A 19269-nucleotide genomic window follows, 5' to 3' on the forward strand; every position below is an offset into this window, starting at 1 on the left:
CTGCATCGTCGCTCCCCTCTCCCGACCCCCTTCGGGGGCCACCCTCCCCCGCAAAGGGGGGAGGGAGTGCCGCGGAGTCTCCAGCGTATCCTGCCGACCCCGATGCGTGAATCCGTTTGCCCGCACGGGAGAGGGGGCGCCTCGAACCTATGTGGTTCGTAGGCTTCAAGAAACTTTGAGCGTTCTGGAGCCCTCCTTCGAGGGCTTCGCTACGCTACGCCACCTCGCGATGAGGCCGTGGGTGGGACCGTCCCGCCTCACGCCGCCTCGGTCAGCGCCTGCTCGATCGCGTCGAGCGCCGCCTCGGCGCCGGCGCCGTTCGGGCCGCCGGCCTGGGCCATGTCGCGGCGCCCGCCGCCGCCCTTGCCGCCGAGCGCGCCGGCCCCGGCCCGGACCAGTGCGACCGCGTCGTAGCGGCCGGTCAGGTCCTCGGTGACGCCGACCACCAGGCCCGCCTTGCCGTCGGCCGCGACCCCGACGATCGCCACGATGCCGGAGCCGAGGCGCTTCTTCTCCTCGTCGATGATCGGCTTGAGGTCGCGCATGTCGAGCCCCTCGACCACCGAGCGCCGGAAGGCCACGCCGCCGACCTCGCTCTGGCGGGCGTTCGAGCCCGATCCGGTCTCGCCGCCCATGGCGAGCTTGCGCCGCGTGTCGGCCAGCTCCCGCTCCAGGCGGCGCTTCTCCTCCATCAGCGCGGTGAGGCGGTCGGGCGCCTCCGTGACCGGGGCCTTGAGGATGCCGGCGAGCGCGGCCAGCGTGCGCGCCTCCTCGGCCCGGTGGTGGCGTGCCGCGTCGGCGGTGAGCGCCTCGATCCGGCGCACGCCGGCCCCGACCGCGCTGTCGCTGACGATGGTGATCGCCCCGATATCGCCGGTGCGCCCGGCATGGGTGCCGCCGCACAGTTCGATGGAGAAGTTCTTGAGCCGGCCGCGGTCGGTCTCGGCGCCAGACGCGTCAACCGGCAGGCCCATCGAGACGACCCGGACCTCGTCGCCGTACTTCTCGCCGAACAGCGCCCGGGCGCCGGACGCGATGGCGTCGTCCACCGCCATCAGCTTGGTCACCACCGGGGCGTTCTGGAGCAGCACCGCGTTGGCGATGTCCTCGACCCGGGCCAGCTCGTCGGCCTCGATCGGCTTCGGGTGGCTGATGTCGAAGCGCAGCCGCTCGGGGCTGACCAGCGAGCCCTTCTGGGCGACGTGCTCGCCGAGCACCTGGCGCAACGCCTCGTGCAGGAGGTGGGTGGCCGAGTGGTTGGCGCGGATCGCCTTGCGGCGGGCGTGGTCGACCTTCAGCTCCACGGCTTGTTCGAGCCCGAGGGTGCCCTCCTCCACGCTGACGTGGTGGACGAACAGGTCCCCGAGCTTCTTCTCGGTGCCGGTGACGCGGACCTTCAGGCCCGCCGCCAGGATCAGGCCGGTATCGCCGACCTGCCCGCCGGATTCGGCGTAGAACGGCGTCTGGTTGACCAGCGCGAGGCCGGTCTGCCCCGCCTCGAGGCTCTTCACCTCGGCGCCGTCGCGCAGCAGCGCGGTGACGATGCCCTCGGCGGCCTCGGTCTCGTAGCCCAGGAACTCGGTGGCGCCGACGCGCTCGCGGATGCCGAACCAGACCGTCTCGGTGGCGGCCTCGCCGGAGCCCTTCCAGGCCTCGCGCGCCGCCTGCTTCTGGCGCTGCATCGCGGCCGTGAACGCCTCCGTGTCGACCCCGATGCCCCGGGCCTTGAGGGCGTCCTGGGTGAGGTCGAGGGGGAAGCCGTAGGTGTCGTACAGGGTGAAGGCGGTGTCGCCGGAGAGCTTCTCGCCGGCCTTGAGGTCGCGCGTCTCGGAATCGAGGATCGACAGGCCCCGTTCCAGGGTGCGGCGGAAGCGGGTTTCCTCCAGCTTCAGGGTCTCGCCGATCAGCGCCTCGGCGCGCATCAGCTCCGGGTAGGCCTGGCCCATCTCGCGCACCAGGGTCGGCACCAGGCGGTACATGGTCGGCTCGCGGGCGCCGAGGATCTCGGCATGCCGCATGGCCCGGCGCATGATCCGGCGCAGCACGTAGCCGCGCCCCTCGTTGCCCGGCAGCACGCCGTCGGCGACCAGGAACGAGGCGGCGCGCAGGTGGTCGGCGATCACCCGGTAGGACGCCATCGTGGCGGGCTCGGGCGCCCGCGAGACGGCATGCGCCACGGCGTCGATCAGCGCCTTGAACAGGTCGGTGTCGTAGTTCGAGTGCACGCCCTGGAGGATCGCGGCCATGCGCTCCAGGCCCATGCCGGTATCGATCGAGGGCCGGGGCAGCGGGTTGCGCAAACCCGGCTCCAGCTGCTCGTACTGCATGAACACGAGGTTCCAGAACTCGAGGAAGCGGTCGCCGTCCTCGTCCGGGGAGCCGGGCGGGCCGCCCTGCAGCGCCGGGCCCTGGTCGATGAAAATCTCCGAGCACGGGCCGCAGGGGCCGGTGTCGCCCATCTGCCAGAAGTTGTCGGAGGTCCCGATCCGGATGATCTTCTCATCCGGGAAGCCGGCGATCTTTTTCCACAGGTTCGCGGCCTCGTCGTCGTCGGCGTAGACGGTAACGAGCAGCCGGTCGGGCTTGAGGCCGAATTCCTTGGTGATCAGCGTCCAGGCCAGCTCGATCGCGCGGTCCTTGAAGTAGTCGCCGAACGAGAAGTTGCCGAGCATCTCGAAGAACGTGTGGTGGCGCGCGGTATAGCCGACGTTGTCGAGGTCGTTGTGCTTGCCGCCGGCCCGCACGCACTTCTGCGCCGTGGTCGCCCGGTCGTAGCCGCGCTTCTCGACGCCGGTGAAGACGTTCTTGAACTGCACCATGCCGGCGTTCGTGAACATCAGCGTGGGATCGTTCTTCGGAACGAGGCTCGAGGAGGGCACGGCCTCGTGTCCCGCACGCGCGAAGAAGTCGAGGAAGGTCGACCGGATCTCGTTGACGCCGCTCATCGGGGCAGAACTCTAAGCAGGGCTCAAGGGACTGGGCCGCCACCCGTTTCAGGCGCGACCCGCATGCCGCCCTCTTAAGGACGGATCAGGCCCGAGTCACGGGCGCCCCGCCGCGAAATCACCCCGGCCCGCCCCATGGCCGCCACAAGCACGGCCGTGTTGTCGCCACATCTGTCAAGCGATGGTGTGTCCGTGGCGCCGTCAAGGGCGCGTGAGGATTCGGGTAGACGATGCAGGGCCGCACGGTCGGATCGCCGAGGAACGTCACGGGTAAGCAGGGCCGGTTCGGGTCCGGCCGGGCCGATGCCATCACCGCACAGCCGATGCTCGGCCGTGTCCACGGGAGCGTCCCGGCGCTGGCCCGCTCGGTGCTCACGATATCGCTGATCGCCGGCGGCCTCAGCGCCGCGCTGATCGGCTCGGGGGTCGATCTCGGCAAGGTCGGGCTGAGCCAGGCGGTCTCCTCGGCGCAGGCCGCCACCGAGCCGCCGATGCCGCGCCCGCGCATCCACACCGTCGCCCTCAGCGAGGAGCTGGAGCGGACCCCGCTGCGCGCCTCGGCGAGCTTCGCGGCCGTGCACGACCTCGACACCGCCGTCGGCTCCAACGGCGTCGACCGCGTCTCCTACGACTTCCTGCTCTCGGAGAGCGCCGGCGGCGACCCGAACGACATCCTCGAATTCGGCCCGATGAAGATCCGGCGCCACCTGGTGCAGACGATCGTGCGGGCCGCCCAGGCGGTGCAGACCGACCCGGTCCTGCTCATGGCGGTGGCCGACAAGGAGTCGAGCTTCGTCACCGCGGTCCAGGCCAAGACCTCCTCGGCCACAGGCCTCTATCAGTTCATCGAGCGCACCTGGCTCGGCGTGGTCCGCGACTTCGGCGCCAAGTACGGGCTCGAGAAGGAGGCCGCGCTGGTCACCGCCGACGCCAACGACCGGCCGGCGATCACCGACGCCGCCGAGCGCGCCCGGGTGCTCGAATTGCGCCGCGACCCCTATCTCTCGGCGCTGATGGCCGGCGAGATGCTGAAGCGCGACGCCGGCCGCATCGCCCAGCGCATCGGCCGCGAACTCACCCTCGGCGAGGTCTACCTCGCCCACTTCCTGGGCGCCGACGATGCCGGGGAGTTCCTGGCCAACGTCGTCAACAAGCCGGCCGCCGCCGCAGCCGTGCTGCTGCCCGGCCCGGCCCGGGCCAACCGCTCGATCTTCTTCGCCGCCGGGCGCTTCGTCGGCCGCGGCCGGCACCGCAAGCCGGCCAGCCTCTCGGTGGCGCAGGTCCACGAGAAGTTCGAGGCGATGATGAGCACCCGCGGCACGCGGTACCAGAACGTCCAGGCGGTCTCGGGGATCATGGCCTACGCGGACGCCGCCACCGGCGTCGCCACGCAGTAACGACACGGCGAGCGGGCCTCTCTTCGCGGTCCCGCGCGCAACTCCCGGCCTCCCGCCGACGTTCGTCCAGTATCGCCGCATTCGCGTGCGGCGCGACACGGAGACCGCGGTACATTTCTTGGGGGGACGTTCTTGAGAAAGCCTCTGACGGGCACGGCGGCGCCGCATACCGATACGCTCTCGCCGAGCAGCATGCCGCTCGACCAGATCGGGCAGACGCTGGCGTCGATCTACGACGACCTCATGTCGGAGGGCGTGCCGGAACACCTCGCCGCCCTGGTGCGCCGGGTCCGGCAGGCCGAGGTCGAGCCGTCCGCCGCGCCGCCGCCGAGCCCGCAGGCCGCCGAGGCGACGAGCCCGCGCCTGGCGCTGGTGGTCGAGGACGATCCGCAGCTGCGCGCCCTGGCCGAGACCCTGCTGGAGGAGACCGAGCTCGAGGTCGTCGGCTGCGACAGCGCCGAGGCGGCCCTGGTCGTGCTCCAGGCCCGCGGCGGCGACGTGGCCCTGGTCTTCGCCGACATCCAGCTCGCGGGCGCCATGACCGGGCTGCAGCTCGCCCGCGCGGTGGCGACCCTGTGGCCCCGGGCCCGCCTGGTGGTCACAACCGGCCAGGGCGGCCGGCGGCCGGACCTGCCGAGCGAAGCGGTGTTCATCGCCAAGCCCTGGCGCCCCTTCGACGTGCTGGTGGAGGCCGAGCGGGCGACCACGGATCCGGCGCCGCCGGTCACCTGAGGCGGCGACGGGCCCGGCCCTTGCATCGACCGTTGACGTATCGGCGCGAGGAGCCTCCAGTTTGCCGATCCTGTCCGTCCGCCACCGCACGGTCTACCGGTACCGGCGTCCGGTCGCCTTCGGCGAGCACCGGATCATGTTCCGGCCCCGGGACAGCTACGACCAGCGCCTGATCGAGGCCTCGCTCGAGATCACCCCCGAGCCCACGGCGCTGCGCTGGATGTTCGACGTCTTCGGCAACTGCGTCGCGGTGGCGACCTTCGGGGGCCGGGCCGAGACCCTGACCTTCGTGTGCGGGATCACCCTCGACCACACCCCCGAGCACGCCCCGGTCTTCCCGCTGGCGCCCCACGCCACGCATTACCCGTTCGGATACGGGGTCGAGGACATGCCCGACCTGTCCCGGTCGATCGAGCGGCAATGGCCCGATCCGCGCCACGAGGTCGATGCCTGGGCGCGCAGCTTCATCCCGGCCGACGGCCGGATCCCGACCCAGGAATTGCTCGCCGACATGACCCGGAGCGTGCGGGCGAACTTCACCTACCTCGCCCGCTCCGAGAAGGGCGTGCAGGAGCCGCTGACGACCCTGCGCAGCAAGCGCGGCTCGTGCCGGGACTTCGCGGTGCTGATGATGGAGGCGGTCCGGGCGCTCGGCATGGCCGCCCGGTTCGTCTCCGGATACCTGTACAACCCGCGCAACGACCGCGCCCGCCATGTCGGCGGCGGCTCGACCCATGCATGGCTGCAGGTCTACCTGCCGGGCGCCGGCTGGATCGAGTTCGACCCGACCAACGGGATCGTCGGCAACCGCGACCTGATCCGCGTGGCGGTGGCCCGCGATCCGGCGCAGGCGGTGCCGCTGCACGGCTCGTTCTTCGGGCTCGCCAGCGACGACCTCGGCATGCGGGTGGACGTCGACGTGGTCGAACTGCCCGACGACGAGGCACGAACACCGGGATTTGAGGCGCATCCGCCGATCGTGGCGCGTTGAGCCGGCGGATCCGGATGGAACATGCGGGGCGACCCGCGGGGGCGAGAGGACAGCAGGTGGCCGCGATGAAGATCAGGACGGGTTACGATATCGGCTTCAGCCTGACCCAGCCCACGCCCATGGTCCTGATGCTCAGCGTCCATCCGTCCCGGATGCCCGACCTGCTGACCCCGCAGGAGATCCGGTTCGATCCGTGGGTTCCGGCGCACACGTACCGGGACGTGTACGACAACGTCTGCCATCGCATCGTCGCGCCGCCCGGCCTGATGACGATCTCGGCCGACTTCACGATCCAGGATTCCGGCCTCCTCGACGCCTACGTCCCGGACGCCCAGCAGATCCCGGTCCAGGACCTGCCGGACGACGTGATGGTCTTCCTGCTGGGCTCCCGCTACTGCGACACCGACAAGCTCTCCCAGACGGCCTGGTCGCTGTTCGGCAACACGCCCGAGGGCTGGGCCCGGGTGCAGGCGATCGTCGCCTACACGCACGAGCGCATCCGGTTCGACTACCAGCGCGCCGACGCGACCCGGACCGCCCATGACGGCTTCATGCAGCGCGAGGGCGTCTGCCGGGATTTCGCCCATCTCGCCATCGCGTTCTGCCGGTGCATGAACATCCCGGCCCGCTACGCCACCGGCTACCTCGGCGACATCGGCGTGCCGGTCGATCCGGCGCCGATGGATTTCTCCGCCTGGTTCGAGGTCTACCTCCAGGGACCCGACGGCCCGCGCTGGTACACGTTCGACGCGAGGCACAACCGCCAGCGGATCGGCCGCATCGTCATGGCCCGGGGCCGCGATGCCACCGACTGCGCGATCTCGACCAATTTCGGCTACGCCCACCTGGCGCGCTTCGACGTCCACACCGACGAGGTCGCGTGACGGGCCGGTGATCGCGGATATTGGTTACTGATATTCGGAGCGGGGCCATGCAGAGCGCAGGGTGTGGACCCCGGCACGCGCGAACCCGCTTACGTATTCCAACGTCAGCCAAAATCTTCTTCGGAGGGTGGAACTGCCAACCTATGCTCACGCTTGTAATAGCAAAGGTTATCGCACAGGCAGGCACACCATGAAGACCTCGGCCACCGCCCTCGCGGCGCTCCTTGCCGCAACTGTTCTGTCGGCCGCCCCGGCGCTGGCCGCCCCGGCCTACGATCCCTTCGGCACCAACGGCGCCGAGGAGTATTACTCGGATCCGGGCCAGTACGGGTACCAGGGCACCCCGGGCTACGGCCAGGGCGTGCAGGACGCGCCGCAGGCGCAGGTCCAGCCGATCCCCCGCGAGATCGTGGCGTTCAACGCCCCCTACGCGCCGGGCACGATCGTGGTCTCCACCGCCGAGCGCCGCCTGTACTTCGTGATGGGCAACGGCGAGGCGATCCGCTACGGCGTCGGCGTCGGCCGGCCGGGCTTCAGCTGGAGTGGCGTCAACAAAGTCACCGCCAAGCGCGAGTGGCCGTCCTGGACGCCCCCGAAGGCCATGATCGCCCGCCGCCCCGACCTGCCGCGCTACATGGCCGGCGGGATCGAGAACCCGCTCGGCGCCCGGGCCATGTACATCGGCAACACCGAGTACCGCATCCACGGCTCGAACGAGCCGGACACGATCGGCCAGGCGGTGTCCTCGGGCTGCATCCGCATGACCAACGACGACGTCACCGATCTGTACGAGCGGGTTAAGGTCGGCGCCAAGGTCGTCGTGCTGAACTGATCCGACGACAGCTTCTGATCTCGATAAAACGCACGCAAGAAGCCTGCAGGTCACGAAAGTGATCTGCAGGCTTCTTTTCGGATAGCGTTCAAGCCGGGCAGCAGACGAGCAGTTGCCTTGATCGCCGACGGAAGACCCTACCGCGGCCCGCCACCCCGCCGCATGGCGACCTCCTGCCCCTGGCTGTCGAGCGCACCGGACGGGGCGAGGCCTTCGTTCGGCACCGGGTTCATGCCCGCGCCGGCCGTCCGCGACGAGGGCCGTCCCGAGGTTCGGTCGCCCGCCGCCTGCTTCAGCGCCAGGGCCCTGCGGGACTTCGAGACCAGGCTCCCGCGCGCCTGCGCGCTCCGGCGCCGCTCGCTCTCCTTGCTGGCGCGCTTCACGGCGGCCGCGAGCAGCGCCGCCTTCTGGCGGGTGCCGGTGTCGTCCGTGGCCGGGCGCGCGCCGGAGGGAGCCGCCTTGCCGCGCAGTTCCCGGCGCTGGCGGCGGGACATGTCCCGGGCGCGGTCGCGGCGCTCGCGCAGCCGGCCGATCAGGTCGGCGATGCCCCCGTCATCGGCGTCGCGCAGTTTCGGGTGGTGGGAGCGGGCGACGAGGTCGGCCTCGTCGGCGCTGAGGAGGCGGGCTTCCTGGCGGCTCGATACGGACATGGATACTCCGGGTTGGAGGGATGGACTGGATCAGTCGGCGGCGAGGTCCGGCGCGCGGCGCAGGGCGGTCTCGCGCAGGGACCGGTCGGCGTAGGTGCCCTGCACGGCCGCGCGACCGCCGTGGTCGAACAGGTCGAGCATCAGGGCACTGTGGATGAAGCCGAGATGGCTGAAGGCCTGCGGGAAGTTGCCCAGGAAGGTCCCGTCCTCGGCGGCTTCCTCGGCGTAGAGCCCGACATCGTTCTGCAGCGCCCGTAGGGCGTTGAACCGAGTCCGCGCCTCCGCATCACGGCCCAGCCAGAGCAGCGCGTCGACGAGCCAGAAGGCGCAGAGCAGGAACGTGCCCTCGTGGCCGGGCAGGCCGTCGTCGGCCCGGTAGCGATAGACGAGGTGGCCGTGGCCGAGTCGCTCGATCACCACATCCACGGTCCGGGCGAAGGCCGCCGCGTCGACGGGGAAGCCGACCATCGGAGCCATCAGCAGGGCGGCGTCGACGTCGTCGCCGCCGATATATTGCGGGTAGTAGCCGTCCCGGTGGATGGCCTCGCCGTTCACGCAGGCGACGATCCGGTCGCGCTCCCGGCACCAGGTCTCCCGGGGGCCGAACAGGCGGATCGCCCGGTCGAGCGCGACCCAGTTCATGATCGCGGCGTGCAGGTAGCGCTGCTCGGGTTTGCGCGGCTCCCACAACCCGGCATCGGGCGTGTGCCAATGGGCGGCCGAGATGTCGGCGAGCCGGGCCCCGTGGCCGTGCATCGCCTCCGGCAGGGTGCCGCCGAGCCGCGTGTAGAGGTAGAGCAGGTCGAGCACCTGCCCGTAGGCGTCGGCCTGGTGCTGCTCGGCCGCCTCGTTGCCGGCCCGCACCGGCGCGCTGCCGCGCCAGCCCTCGAAATGCGCGATGGTGGTCTCGGTGAGATCGCCCTCCCCGGAGACGCTGTAGAGCGGCCGCAACCGGCCCTCCGCGCGCTCGCACAGGTCGGTCACGAACCCGAAGAAGGCTTCCGCCTCGCGCAGCATCCCGAACTTCTTCAGGACGTAGAAGGACAGGCACGCGTCCCGGATCCAGCAGAACCGGTAATCCCAGTTGCGGATGCCGCCGATCTCCTCCGGCAGCGAGGTCGTGGCCGCCGCGACGATCGCCCCGGTCGGCGCGTAGGTCAGCGCCTTCAGGACCAGCGCCGAGCGGATCAGCTCGTCGGCGAGCGGCCCGGTATAGGCCGCGTCCTGCGTCCACAGCACCCAGGCGCTGCGGGTCCGCTCCATCAGGGCGCGCGTGTCCGGCGGCGTCCGGGGCAGCGCGTCGGCGTAGAGGCTGAAGCTGCGCTCCTGGCCGGCCGCCAGGGTGAAGCGGACGGCCGCGCCCTCCCCGTCCGGGGCCATCGCGACGTCCGCGAGGAGGCCCGGGCATCCCGGCGTCACCACCCGGCCGCCCTCGATCGCCGGCGGCGTGAAACCTTCGGCAAAGCCCGCCAGCGGCCGGTACTCGACCACCATCGGGACCTGGCCGGACACGCCGCCGACGCGCCGCACCAGGCGCGGCCGGTCCGGCCCGCCCTCCGGCCCGACCATGAAGTCGTGCAGGGTGACGAAGCCGTCCTGGGTGGTGAAGGTGGTCTCCAGGATGTTGCTGCGACTCAGGTATTGCCGCGTCGTCTCGTACCGGCCCGCCGGGCGGATGGTGAAGTGGCCGCCGCGCCGCCGGTCGAGCAGCCGCGAGAAGGTCGGGGCGGCGTCGAAGCGCTCCAGGCAGGCCCAGTCGATCGCCCCGTCGCGGGCGACCAGGGCGCAGCCCTCGCAATTCCCGATCAGGGCATAGGCCTCGATCGGCTGGTAGGGGCGCTGGCCCGCATCGGACATGAAGACTCCTTCTGGCCGCGCCGGCGATCCGGCTGCGGCGTGGGGATGGGACGGGTTCGGAGTGCTGGGCCGGATCAGGCGCCGAGCCGGAAGGCCGGTTCCAGCAGGCCGCGGGCGCCGACATCGACCAAAAAAGTCCGGCCGTGTTCGGGATCGGCGGCGCGCTCGGCCGCGTCCATGCCCTCGTAGGCGGAGGTGACCAGCAGCCGGTCGAGGTCGCGGCCCGCGAAGGTCGGGCAGGTCGGCTGCCGCACCGGGACCGGCACGGTGCGGACACGCTCGCCGGCGGGACTGTAGGCATCGAGGCAGGCGGCGCCGAACCGGGCGGTCCAGATCAGGCCCTCGGCATCGGTGGCGGCCCCGTCGATGCCGCCTTCGCCGCCGCGATGATCGTAGAGGGTCTCGATCGGGCCTTTCGGCAGGCCGGTCCTGGGATCGAGCGCCACCCGACGCAGCACGCCCTCGTCGGTGTCCACGAAGTAGCCGGTGGCGCCGTCCGGCGAGAAGCTGATGCCGTTCGGGATGGTCAGGCCGCCGAACAGGCGCCGCACCCGGGTGCCGGCGACATGGTAGATCGAGCCGCGCCCCTTGGCGGCGTCCCGGTCCATCGTGCCGATCCAGAGCGCACCGCACGGATGTATGCGTCCGTCGTTGGAGCGGTTGCTCTTCATCTCCTCTTCGAGCGGGCACAACATCCGGATGTCGCCATCCCGGATCGCCCGCACGTAGAGGCCGTCCTCGGCCGAGAGCAGCTGGTGGAAGCCGTCGATCGCCGCCACGTCGCTGACCTGGAACGGCAGGACATGGACCAGCGCCTTGCGGGATCCGGCGACCGGCTTCTCGAACAGGCGCGCTTCTAGGATGTCGACCCACCACGCCGTGTCGGTGCGCGGATCGTAGCTCGGACCTTCACCGAGATGGCAGCGGACCTGGCTCAGAACGCAGGCGTCTTGCAAACAATCCAAATGACCTATCCCGTTGGTTCCGATCGCGCATCAGGGTGGTTGGACGGTGGCTCAGCACGCGTCGCAGACGCTGCCGAGGACGGAGTCGAGCTCCTTCTGGCGCTTCGTCCGCTCGTTCGGGTCGTGCAGCGGGGCGGCCGCGCGGCCCGGCGGGACCGTCTGGCCCACCGACGAACGGTAGGGCGCGTTCACCGTCGTCTCGGGACCGCCGCCCGTGCCCGTGAAGGGGCCGGCCTGCGCCGCGTTCAGGCACGCCGGCGCCGCGATCAGGCCGAGGATCAGTCCGGCTCGCTTCAGGCTCGTGCGTGTCATGGCGTGACGTCTCCTCAGTTCCCTTCGGGTTGATGTCCGATTCTGTCTCGTACGGACCGCCCTCGCTGACGACGGCCGCGACGCGCTCCCTCCCCCGTGCGGGAGAGGGTCGGGGTGAGGGGCGCGGCGCTTACGGCGCGGACGCACCCGTCACGCTGTTCCGCTCCTGGGCGGGGGGCGGATCCCGCGGCCGATCAGCAGCGGTTTCCGCCGGCGGTCTGGCCGTACTGCTTGACGGGACGCGTCTGCTGGTTGGCGTTGCCCTCGGCCGCCGAGCTCATCGGGCAGCCCTCGTAGTAGGGGTTGTCGTGGACGCCAAGGCCGAGCGAATGGGTGGCTTCGACGTCGTAGGGCGCGAAGCCGGTCCAGCGGGCGCCGTTGTCGGCCATGGCAGACGAGATCGGGGCAACGCCAAGGACAAGGGCGGCCACGGCGGCGGCGATACGGGTCTTCATAGATATACTCACGCTCTTACAAGTACGGTTCGATTGGTCGAACCCGTTTCCTCTTGCTTGAGACAGATATGGGGACGCCAATCCCATCGTGACGTGCCGGCGCGCACGCACCGGCGGGGATTAAAAATTGGCGGCGCCTTCTCGCGACTTCGCGCGTATTGGGCCGCCATTTTGCAACTTTTGATAATGAAGTTGGCTGCGCGCGCGCCGGAACGCCGGCCTCAGGCTGGCATGGCGGGCTGGATGAGGGCGCGCCCGTGCAATGCGGAGCGGCATCATGCCGACGCGGCCGACCATCATTCCGGGTCTTCGATCCGAAGCCCGGAACGAGGACGCGCCTTATCCCTCGGTCGTCACAACGCAGTGACGGTCAGAGAACCTTCGCCCGCACCGTGGTGACGACGATCTCGGCCACGATCACCACCGCGAAGATCGCGGCCAGCACCACGGCGACCTGATCCCAGTAGAGCAGGTTCAGGGCCGTATCGAGCGCGACCCCGATGCCGCCTGCCCCGACGAGGCCGAGCACGGCGGATTCGCGGATGTTGATGTCCCAGCGGAACAGCGCGATCGACCAGAAGGCCGGCTTCACCTGCGGCCAGTAGCCCATCAGCAGCGTGGCCCGCCGCCCCGCGCCCGCGGCCTGCAGGGCCTCGATCGAGCCGCGGTTCGATTCCTCCAGCGCCTCGGCCAGGAGCTTGCCGGTGAAGCCCACCGAGCGCAGGGCGATCGCCAGCGTGCCGGCGAGCGGCCCCGGGCCGAACACCGCCACGAACAGCAGCGCCCAGACCAGGGAATTCACCGACCGGGAGGTCACGAACACGAACTTGGCGAACAGGTTCAGGGGCAGGCTGGGGGTGATGTTGCGGGCGGCGAGCAGCCCGATCGGCACCGCGATCACGATGGCGATCAGCGTGCCGAGCGTCGCGATGTGCAGGGTCTCCACCAGCGCGCGGAGCGTCGGCCCGATATAGCCGGCATCCATCGGCCACATCCGGCCGAACAGGTCGGCCATCTGCTCGGGGGCGTCGTAGAGGAATTCCGGGATCACCTCGATCGTGCGCAGGCTCGCCACGAAGGCGGCCACCGCGAACAGCGTGAAGGCGAGGCGCGCCAGCCGCTTCCACGGCGAGAAGCGCTGCCAGCGCCGCGGCGGGGCCGCGAGGGCGGCTCCGGCGCTCACTGGAACACCTTCCGGGCCCAGCCCGAGACGATCTCGGCCACCATGATCAGCGCCACGATGACGATCAGGATCGCCAGCACCACGTCGTAGTCGAAGCGCTGGTAGGCGGTGAACAGGGTCGCCCCGATGCCGCCGCCGCCGACGATCCCGACCATGGTCGAGTTCCGCAGGTTGGAATCAAGCTGGTAGGTCGCGAAGCCGATGAAGCGCGGCAGCACCTGCGGCTGCACGCCCATGATCAGCGTCGACAGGAAGCCGGCGCCGGTCGCCCGCACCGCCTCGACCTGCTTCAGGGAGATCTCCTCGATCGCCTCGGCGAACAGCTTGGCGATGAAGCCGACGGACGCGACGATCAGCGCCATCACGCCGGCCAGCGCCCCGAAGCCGATCGCCTTCACGAACAGGATCGCCACGATGATCGGGTGGAACGACCGGCACAGGGCGATCAGCGCCCGGGTCGGCCACGTCACCCAGGCCGGCATCAGGTTGCGGGCGGCCAGGAAGCCGATCGGCAGGGCGATCACGATCCCGATCACCGTGGCGATCACGGCGATCTGCACGCTCTCGACGATGCCGGACTGGATCAGCTCCCACCGGGAGAAGTTCGGCGGGAACATCCGGGCCAGGAACTGCCGGCCGTGGGTGAGCCCGGTGGCGAAGCGCTCGGGGGCGAAGCCGAGCTGGCTGGCGGCGTAGACCGCGTAGAGCGCGAGCAGCAGCCAGCCGGCCCGGGCGGTCCAGTTGGGGCGGAAGGCACGTTTTTGCGGGATGGCCACGCCTGGGACAGGTGCGGTCATCGGATAGACCGGACCATGACACGCGCCCTCCCTCCCCCCTCTGCGGGGGAGGGTGGCCCCTGCGTCAGCAGGGGTCGGGAGAGGGGCAGCGCGACGATGCAGAATGTGTCCGACGTCGCGACCTTTCCGGATAGGGCGCTCCCCTCTCCCCCCCTGCTGCGCAGGGTACCCTCCCCCGCAGAGGGGGGAGGGAGGGCCCGCGAGCCAGAAAGTCGTGTCCGAGGACAGCTCAAATCCGACATGGCGCTCATTCGAGCCAGTTCTCGCCGCCGTAGATGCCGCGCAAATCGCGCTCGCTCAGGCGGTCGGGCGGACCGTCATAGACGACGTGCCCGCCCGACATGCCGACGATCCGCGTGGCGAAGCGCTGGGCCAGCGCCACGTTGTGGATGTTGACCACCACCGGCACCCCGCGCTCGGCCGCGAGCCGGGACAGGATCTCCATGATCTCCACCGAGCTCTTGGGGTCGAGCGACGAGGTCGGCTCGTCGGCCAGCACGATCTCGGGCTCCTGCATGATCGCCCGGGCGATGCCGACCCGCTGGCGCTGGCCGCCCGACAGGGCGTCGGCCCGGCGGGTGGCGAAGCCGGCGAGCCCGACGGACTCGAGGAGGTCGAAGGCGCGCTGGATATCGGCCTCGGGGAACCGGCGCAGCCACGCCCGCCAGACCGGCACGTAGCCGAGGCGCCCGCACAGCAGGTTCTCCATCACGGAGAGACGCTCGACCAGGTTGTATTCCTGGAACACCATGCCGATCCGCCGCCGCGCCCGGCGCAGGGGGCGGCCGGACAGCTTGGCCAGATCCTCGCCGCGGAACAGGATCTCGCCCGCGGTGGGCTGCACCAATCGGTTGATGCACCGGATCAGCGTGCTCTTGCCGGTGCCGGACGGACCGATGATCGCGGTGAGGCCGGTGCCCGGCACCACGAGGTCGATGCCCCGCAGGACCGGCTGCCCGGCCCGGTATTCCTTGACGAGCCCGCGGATCACCAGGGCGCGCGGATCCTCCGCCCGCACCTCGGTCCCGGGCGCGCGCAGCGCAGCGGACGCGGTCACGGCTTGCGTCACGGCTTGGCTTGGCCTTCGGCCTTCTTGCGCGCGGCCTCGGCCTCGCGGGCGGCCTCGCGCTCGTAGGCCGCCTTGTTGTAGGGCGTGCCCGACTCCTCCGCGACCTTGCGCACGATGGCCCAGTCCTTGAGGTAGGTGATCGGCGCGAACCGGTCGTCGCCCTCGAAATCCTTCACCATGTCGGGCGGGAAGCGGAAGTCGTAGAAGCACTGCTTCAGCTTCTCGGCGAGTTCCGGCTTGAGATCGTGCGCGTAGGCGAAGCCGGAACTCGGAAACTTCTCGCTGGTGTAGATGATCCGATAGTCGTCGCCCTTGATCGTGCCGCGGGCGACCATCCGGTTGAACACGTCGGAGGCCACGGGCGCGGCGTCGTAATCGCCGGTGCCGACGCCGAGCGCCGACTTGTCGTGACCGCCCGAGTAGACGATCTTATAGTCCTCGCCGGGCTTGAGGCCCTGCTCGGGGAACAGCGCCTTCGGGGCGAGGTTTCCGGAATTCGACGACGGGGCGGTGTGGGCGACGCGCTTGCCCTTGAGGTCGGCGAGCGTCTTGTACGGGCTGCTCGCCTTCACGACGACGATCAGGTTGTAGCCCTCGGCCCCCTTCTCGGTCCCCTTGGCGGCGAACGGCACCGCGCCCGCCATGTTCACGGCAAAGCCCAGCGGCCCGGTGGAGAAGCCCGCCACCGTGAGCCGCCCCGAGCGCATCGCCTCGATCTCGGCCGAGTTCGACTGGACCGGATAGTAGACGACCCGCTTGCCGGTGCATTGCGACAGGTGGGCGGTGAACGGCTTGAACGCGTTCTCGTAGACCGCCGGGTCTTCCACCGGCGTGTAGGCGAACACGATGACGCTCGGATCGCGGGTCTTGGCCGGGATGTCGGCGACGAGGTCCTGGTTCGTGTCGCAATAGGTGTCGTCGAGCTGGCCGCGATTGGCACATTCGGCGGCCCGCGCCGGCGACAGCGAGACGAATCCGCAGAGCAGCGCCAAGGCTGCGCCGTACCGAGCGAGTGTCACGCGTCTCTCTCCCTGCGGGGCGGTGCCGTGCGGCCCGCGCCGTCCCGTCGTCACCCGGTTGGGGCGACGCTTCCCTTGCCCAACTTGTAGGTGGCGGGCTTCGGATTAGGCAAGGCGGGATGCGCGTGGGGGGTGAAGGAAAGCCGGCTTATGACAGGGTTGACGGGCGGCGTTTTGGTGGAAGACGCCGATCCGCTCGACAAGACATTGCAGAGTCACGCATGACCCGGTGCGGGTGGATTCTGACTGCGGAAGTGACAGGTTTTTCGCGCATCGGCTCGTGAAGGGCGCGCGTTGCGCCCTCCCCTTGCGGGCTACGACGTTCACACATCTGCAACGGACACCGCCGCTCGCGACGGAGCGCGACCGGCCCCCTCTCCCGTGCGGGAGAGGGTTGGGGTGAGGAATGCGACCTCTCCGGAAAGTCCTGATCCCTCACCCGGCTCTCTGCGAGAGCAGACCTCTCCCGCACGGGAGAGGGGACCCGCGCTCCATCCTGCGCCCGTCCTACCGACACCGATGCGTGGATCCGGTAGCCTCTGCGGGGGAGGGAGAGCCGCGGTGTCTCCCGTGCCTTCTGCCGACCTCGATGTTAAATCCGCCAGTTGGCGCGGAAGAGGAGACCCGCGCTTCATCCGCGAATTCGAGACCGCGGAGACATTTGGCTGGAAGCGCAGCGGCGATCCTGTTGGGCGTGAAAAGCCTGGTCCCTCAGGGCACCACGCGGCCGACGGCCGTCTGCGGCGGGCTGAACGAGGCGATCGGGAGGTCGCAGAAGCAGCGGACGCCGAGGGGGCGCGGACCCGGGAGCGGGCACGCGAACGGCTTCGGCCCGGTGAGACCCTGTTGGATGGCATCGCAATTGTAGCCGACCGGCTGGCGCTCGCGGCGGCGCGGCGCCGGGCGATAGCCGCCCTCGTCGGCCGGATCGTCGTAACCCGGCGGCGGCGCACCATAGCCACCGCCATACTGCGCCAGGGCAGCTGAGCCCGGAAGCGTGGCGGCGAGCGCCAGGGCGGCGAGGGTCAACCGGAACGGGGCCCGCAGCCCGGATCGGCCGTGTGAGGTGAGGCGCATCCGTGATCCTTTCGCGCGACGCAGGCGCATCGCCCCTGCTCCGGCGGCTCTCGATGGCAATACCGGCGAAAACGAGACGGCCCGCCTCCGGAAACCGGAAGCGGGCCGCAGATGCAGTCCAATCCGTAGACGGCGTCAGTGCGTCGAGCGGTCGGCGGCGTCCTGAGCGTTCTGGGTGGTCTGCCGGACGGCATCCTGACCCTGCTCCATGGCCTTGCGGGTCTCTTCGGCGCTCTGCTGCATCGCCGTCTTGGCCCGCTCGGCGCCCTGCTGCATCGCACTCTGGGCGATGCCGCTGAACTCCTTGGCCTGCGCCTGGATGGCAGCGAACTGGCTGCGCACGAACTCGGCCTGATGCTGCATGGCCTCCTGCACGTCGCGCGAGCGGACCAGCTTCTGCGCCAGGTCGAACGCGGCGTTCACGTTCTGCTCGGCATATTCGAAACCGCGGGACGAGACGTCCGACGCGTTGGTGCGGGCGACCTCGGCCGAACCCTGGACGGTGTCGGCGGTGCGGCGGGCCGCGCCGATGAAGCTGTCGAACGCCTTGCGGGCCTGCTCGACGCTCTTCTCGGCGAAGTCGCGCATCTCGGTCGGGACTTCGTAATTCGGGGGGGTGCTCATGATCGTCTCCTCTCAATTCGGCTGTTGATGGCGCCTTGTGCACTGCACAATAACTGATTCGCCGCCATATGCCACCTGCGCCGTCATCATTAAGGTTGACATGACGTAAACGTGTGACGCCCGGCGCAAGAGTCCAGCGTCGCAACGCAGGGCGCTTTACAATAGGGGTACGGTTGCGCGTGTTTCTCGGGCAAAGCGGGCCGGGGGACGAGGGATCGGGCGTGGGTTCGGGGTCGCGGGTTTTGCAGACGACACAGACATCGACCGCCGGGGCAGCCGAGGCCGACCTCGCCGCCGCCTTCGCGGCCTGGGCGGGCCTGCCCGGCCTGGCGGCCGCGCTGGACGACCGGGACGGCCTCCATTTCGTGATCGACCCCGCCGACGGGCGGATTTTGCTCGCCTCCCCGGCGGGACAGGCCCTCTGCGCGGCACTCGGCCAGGCCGATCGCGCGACGCTGGCCCGTCAGGTCGCCCGGGCCAACCCGCAGGACACCGCGCCCCGGCTCGCGCGCCTCGCCCTCGACGCGAGGCGGATCGCCCCGCCTGCGCTCTGCCAGGTCGTCCGCGGGACCCGCGACGACGGCCGGCCGGTCTTCCTGGTGATTCCGACGGCCCCGGTGAAGCTGCCGCGCCCGCGGCCCGCCACCCCGGCGGTGCAGCAGCCGGAGGCACCCGCGAGCGAGCCGCCGCCGGCCGCCGTCCCGGTCGAGACGTTGGCCCTGAAGACGGGCGACCGCTTCCTGTGGCGCAGCGACGCCTCCGGGGCGCTCACGACGCTGACCGGGTCCGAGGGCCTCACCGGCCTCATCGGCCAGCGCTGGCAGGATCTCGCCGGGAACGGCCGGATCACCGGCGCCGACGGGATGTTCGCGGCGCTGGGCGAGCGCATGACCTTCCGCGCCGAGCCGGCCTGCCTGGATCTCGGCGACGGCCCGTTCCAGGTCGAGCTGTCCGGCGCACCGCTGGGGCGGGGGGACGCGGCGTTCTCCGGCTTCGGCGGGTTCGGGCTGGTGCGCAGCGTGCCGGCAGCGCGCGTTGCGAACACGGCGTCGGCCCCGATCGCACCGGCCGCGACGCCCGAAGAACCACTGGCGCCCGATGCCTCCGCCCTGTCAGTGCCGGCGCCCACCGCGCCGGAGCCCGCGAGCGCCGAACCGGCGGCAGCCGTGGCTGTCCCGCCCGCCGATTGCGCCGCCCCGATCCCGGCCGAGCCGGAGCCCACGATCGCCAGCGACGAGCGGCAGCCGGAGGCGCCTGCGGTCCCGAACGATGCGCCGGCCGCCGCAGCCCCCTTCGAGCCGCCCGCCCCTGCCGCGACCGTCGAACCGCCGCCGCTCTCGACCGACGAACACGCCGCCTTCCGGGAGATCGCGCGGGCGCTCGGAGCCCGTTATGCCGGCGACGACGCGGAGACCGAGAGCCCGGCGCCCCGGGGCGGCGCGGTCATGCCGTTCCCCGGCCCGAATACCGGCCCGAATAC

Annotated in this window: 17 protein-coding genes and 1 pseudogene; 6 read left to right on the forward strand and 12 right to left on the reverse strand. The window is 70.6% G+C overall.

Annotation, left to right across the window (positions count from 1 at the left end; all coding sequences use genetic code 11):
• Positions 1-257: 257 nt before the first annotated feature.
• Positions 258-2945, reverse strand: a complete 2688-nt coding sequence (alaS, locus tag FV233_RS22110) for an alanine--tRNA ligase (RefSeq protein WP_147898786.1) — start codon at positions 2943-2945, stop codon at positions 258-260.
• Between the two features lie 230 nt (positions 2946-3175).
• Between alaS and FV233_RS22115 the strand changes: the two genes are divergently transcribed.
• The 5 genes from FV233_RS22115 (at position 3176) to FV233_RS22135 (ending at position 7781) form a co-directional block, all read left to right on the forward strand.
• Positions 3176-4342, forward strand: a complete 1167-nt coding sequence (locus FV233_RS22115; RefSeq protein WP_147856671.1) for a transglycosylase SLT domain-containing protein — start codon at positions 3176-3178, stop codon at positions 4340-4342.
• A 192-nt stretch (positions 4343-4534) separates the two neighbouring features.
• Entirely contained in the window at positions 4535-5074 is a 540-nt protein-coding gene (locus FV233_RS22120; RefSeq protein ID WP_147898792.1) for a response regulator, read from the forward strand.
• 61 nt (positions 5075-5135) lie between these two features.
• Positions 5136-6065, forward strand: a complete 930-nt coding sequence (locus FV233_RS22125) for a transglutaminase family protein (protein WP_147898787.1) — start codon at positions 5136-5138, stop codon at positions 6063-6065.
• Between the two features lie 65 nt (positions 6066-6130).
• Positions 6131-6949 (forward strand): transglutaminase family protein, encoded by an 819-nt coding sequence (locus tag FV233_RS22130; protein WP_147898788.1) that lies wholly within the window; start codon positions 6131-6133, stop codon positions 6947-6949.
• A gap of 190 nt (positions 6950-7139) precedes the next feature.
• Positions 7140-7781 (forward strand): L,D-transpeptidase, encoded by a 642-nt coding sequence (locus FV233_RS22135; RefSeq protein ID WP_147898789.1) that lies wholly within the window; start codon positions 7140-7142, stop codon positions 7779-7781.
• 137 nt (positions 7782-7918) lie between these two features.
• Here FV233_RS22135 and FV233_RS22140 read toward each other — a convergent pair whose 3' ends face one another.
• The 11 genes from FV233_RS22140 to FV233_RS22200 all read right to left on the reverse strand — a co-directional run bounded on the left by FV233_RS22140 (position 7919) and on the right by FV233_RS22200 (position 17789).
• Positions 7919-8431: a hypothetical protein gene (locus FV233_RS22140; protein WP_147898790.1), complete on the reverse strand. Its 513-nt coding sequence runs from the start codon at positions 8429-8431 to the stop codon at positions 7919-7921.
• A gap of 30 nt (positions 8432-8461) precedes the next feature.
• Positions 8462-10288, reverse strand: coding sequence for a glycoside hydrolase family 15 protein (locus FV233_RS22145; protein WP_147854809.1), 1827 nt, complete (start codon positions 10286-10288; stop codon positions 8462-8464).
• A 74-nt stretch (positions 10289-10362) separates the two neighbouring features.
• A complete protein-coding gene (locus FV233_RS22150; protein ID WP_147854810.1) occupies positions 10363-11253 on the reverse strand; it encodes an SMP-30/gluconolactonase/LRE family protein in 891 nt (296 codons plus the stop codon).
• Between the two features lie 51 nt (positions 11254-11304).
• A complete protein-coding gene (locus FV233_RS22155) occupies positions 11305-11565 on the reverse strand; it encodes a hypothetical protein (protein ID WP_147854811.1) in 261 nt (86 codons plus the stop codon).
• A gap of 194 nt (positions 11566-11759) precedes the next feature.
• Complete coding sequence (locus FV233_RS22160; protein WP_147854812.1) at positions 11760-12020, reverse strand: hypothetical protein; 261 nt, start codon at positions 12018-12020, stop codon at positions 11760-11762.
• Positions 12021-12390: 370 nt separating this feature from the next.
• Complete coding sequence (phnE, locus tag FV233_RS22165) at positions 12391-13203, reverse strand: phosphonate ABC transporter, permease protein PhnE (RefSeq protein ID WP_147854813.1); 813 nt, start codon at positions 13201-13203, stop codon at positions 12391-12393.
• Positions 13200-14000: a phosphonate ABC transporter, permease protein PhnE gene (phnE, locus tag FV233_RS22170; protein WP_147854814.1), complete on the reverse strand. Its 801-nt coding sequence runs from the start codon at positions 13998-14000 to the stop codon at positions 13200-13202. The genes phnE (FV233_RS22165) and phnE (FV233_RS22170) overlap by 4 nt, the downstream gene beginning before the upstream one ends.
• A gap of 247 nt (positions 14001-14247) precedes the next feature.
• Positions 14248-15057, reverse strand: coding sequence for a phosphonate ABC transporter ATP-binding protein (gene phnC, locus FV233_RS22180; protein ID WP_238262828.1), 810 nt, complete (start codon positions 15055-15057; stop codon positions 14248-14250).
• A gap of 8 nt (positions 15058-15065) precedes the next feature.
• Entirely contained in the window at positions 15066-16088 is a 1023-nt protein-coding gene (gene phnD, locus FV233_RS22185) for a phosphate/phosphite/phosphonate ABC transporter substrate-binding protein (protein WP_147898791.1), read from the reverse strand.
• 711 nt (positions 16089-16799) lie between these two features.
• A complete protein-coding gene (locus FV233_RS22195; protein ID WP_147854818.1) occupies positions 16800-17165 on the reverse strand; it encodes a hypothetical protein in 366 nt (121 codons plus the stop codon).
• A 135-nt stretch (positions 17166-17300) separates the two neighbouring features.
• The gene (locus FV233_RS22200; protein WP_147854819.1) at positions 17301-17789 is read right to left on the reverse strand and encodes a phasin; all 489 of its coding nucleotides are present in this window, start codon (positions 17787-17789) and stop codon (positions 17301-17303) included.
• A 242-nt stretch (positions 17790-18031) separates the two neighbouring features.
• On the opposite strand from FV233_RS22200, the pseudogene FV233_RS22205 reads away from it, so the two are divergent.
• Positions 18032-19269: pseudogene (locus tag FV233_RS22205) on the forward strand (PAS domain-containing sensor histidine kinase); the annotation flags it as partial.

The sequence above is a fragment of the Methylobacterium sp. WL7 genome, from assembly GCF_008040085.1.
GTDB classification, from domain to species: Bacteria; Pseudomonadota; Alphaproteobacteria; order Rhizobiales; family Beijerinckiaceae; genus Methylobacterium; species Methylobacterium mesophilicum.